Source organism: Barnesiella sp. CU968, assembly GCF_905219685.1.
GTDB lineage: Bacteria > Bacteroidota > Bacteroidia > Bacteroidales > Muribaculaceae > Lepagella > Lepagella muris_A.
The window spans coordinates 1-2,491 of sequence record NZ_CAJMXD010000412.1 but is presented as its reverse complement, the minus strand read 5'-3'; the positions used below and the strand labels follow the sequence as shown (position 1 = coordinate 2,491).

General features: G+C 47.4%; 1 protein-coding gene and 1 pseudogene. Both read right to left on the bottom strand.

Annotated features, from left to right (window positions below; translation table 11 throughout):
- Positions 1-683: pseudogene (locus tag JX312_RS12210) on the bottom strand (NADH:ubiquinone reductase (Na(+)-transporting) subunit A); the annotation flags it as partial.
- A gap of 156 nt (positions 684-839) precedes the next feature.
- Positions 840-2,474: a lipopolysaccharide assembly protein LapB gene (locus JX312_RS12205; RefSeq protein ID WP_123407618.1), complete on the bottom strand. Its 1,635-nt coding sequence runs from the start codon at positions 2,472-2,474 to the stop codon at positions 840-842.
- Positions 2,475-2,491: the final 17 nt, after the last annotated feature.

Genomic DNA, 2,491 nt, shown 5'->3' with positions numbered 1-2,491 from the left:
GTCCATACTGTCTCGCCCTTGTTCACGGGTTTTATCGCTGCGATCTGTGTTCCTGTGTTTCCTGCCGGATGGGGTCCTTTGAATTCAAAAACCTCGGCGGCGTTGGATTTTATTTCCGAACCCGCAGGTACAGAGAGATAAACTTTTCCCTCAGTCAGTGTCGCGAGAGCCTTGAGTCCGCTTTCAAGATATTTGTCATCTATATTGAGTCTAAGGTCCGGGGCAAGAGGGGCGGAGTCGAAAGCTGTAACGAATATATCGCGAGGTGCCGTGTTGCAGTCAGGCACAATGTCGTATGGGCGCTGACGCATCAGTGCGAAAAGTCCCGACTTGCGCAATCCTGAAAGGAGGGTGCCGTCTGATTCGATTTCAGCCTGCGTCTGCTCACCTTCGCGAATCACTGACACAAATTCAATTTTTCTCCGTTCGCCACGGTGAATGTCAGACACGATGCCGCTTACCGGAGAGGTCAGGGTGATGTCTCCGCATTCCTTGGCGCAAAGCAGGGGTGAGCCGCATTTTACCGTATCACCGGGTTTTACGGCAACTTTCCATGTGTATCCGGGATAATCGTCGGGAGCGATGGCAAAGACCTCGGTGCGTGAGTCTTCAGTTGTCTCATCCTTTGCATTTCCCTGCAAAGGAATATCAAGACCTTTTTTGATAGTAATCAGATTTGCCATAGTTGTCATTAATCTTGTGAATGAGGAGGAGGGGAGCCTTGCGGTTATACCTGCTGCAAAAATACAAAAAATGCAAAAGATATCAAAAAAAAGCTTCCATTCATTTCAGAATGGAAGCTTTTTTATCCAATTGACCGATTGTAATCGGAAATACTTTTATTTAAGGCTGTCAACGTATTTACGCACAGCTTCGTTGTCGGGATCAAGAGCAAGGAATTTGTTATAGTATTCCTTAGCCTTTGCTACATCGTCTTTTTTGATGTAGTAGTTGCCGAGATACATGTAGAGAGTCTTGGCATCGCGTGCATATCGTGATGGATCCGGACTCTTCTCAAGAAGAGCAACCGCCTCCTCATATTTGGGTTGCGCGGCGAAAGCTGCCTCGTCCTCGTTGGCTGCGGTCTGTTTTGCCACATCGCCCTGAAGCATCTTGGGTTTATAGTTGTCAGGGAGGATAGAAGCCATTTTGTCGGCGTTGGCAAGAACTTCATCGAAGAATTCTTTCGCTTTTGCCGGGTTGTCCTTATTCTCTACGGCAGCATAGAAAGAGAATGTAGCCTGTTGGTTGTAATCGTTATAACCAGGTTCTTCGATTTTCTTTACGTAGTCGCGGAATGCTTCAGCGGCTTTGGTGATATTGTTCTGGTCAACATATTTCATTGCCAGATCCTTGCTGAATGCCGCGTTGTCGGGCATTTCCTTGATACCTTCTTCAAGAACGGCAACAGCCTCGTCTGCGCGTTTGGCTTTGGAAAGTTCGTCTGCGATCAGGGTAAAGTCGATTGCCGCGAACTTGTTGGCGGCAGGATTTGCCTTGTGCGCAGTGTAGAGTGCCTCTGCCATGGGGAGAAGCTGGCCTTTCATTGATTCGAGCTGAGCGGCGTTCATGAACTGGTAACGCTGTGCAGTGAAGTTTGCCGGATCCTGCTGCATAAGCTGTGTGGCATATTCGTAGCCTTTCTGATAGTCGCCTCCATAGAAAAGAAGGAAAGCGTATCTGTTTTCATCCTGTTTGAAGTGGCTTGGGTTCTGAACGTATTTGCCATATTCGTTAGCCGCATTCTTATAGTCTTTCGCATTATAATATGCGTTTGCAAGCTCACGCTGTCCCAATGCTGAGTTCGGGTTCACTTCAAGAAGCTTCTTGAGCATGTCGATCGCATAGGGGGGATTCACCATTGTGAAGAGGTTGGCGTATTTCACATATGCATATGATGCCTCAGGGTCATAGCTTGTTGCCATTTCGTATTTAGCACCTGCATCACCCCAGTCTTTCTTTTCAGAGGCAAGGTCACCTTCGAAGATATAGTAGTCGGGGTTCTTCATATCCTGTTTGTATGCTTTTTCGACGCGTTTTGTAATCTGCTTCTGGTATGCTACCGGATCAGCCATGTCGTATGCACGTGCTATGGCAATCTGCAGAGACGGGTCTTTCTTTCCTTTGGATTCGCCTTGTTTGAAGAATTGCTCTGCCTCTTTCTGGTTTCCGTTGAGAAGAGCAAGTGTTCCGGCTCCGATGTAATTGTAGCCATATTCAGGATTTGCCTGCATACCCTGTTCGAAATATTTCTGAGCCTCGGAATTTTTCTTCTCGTGAAGCGCTATCATACCAAGGTAGTAGTCGCTCACTGCCTTGTCAGTGCCTGAATTGTTGAGACTGCGGAGCAAGAGCTCTTTCGCATTGTCGAACTGGTCAGCCTTGTAGTATTCGGCTCCTTCGACATGGGTCTGCGCGTTTGCCGAAATCGCGAAGCCGGCAAGGCAGAGGGTCATAATTCCTTTAAATTTCATATTCTATATGATTGTTT

What these genes read in the sequence shown, in the direction of transcription:
- JX312_RS12205 (WP_123407618.1), bottom strand. Translation starts at nt 2,474, where the DNA reads ATGAAATTTAAAGGAATTATGACCCTCTGCCTTGCCGGCTTCGCGATT.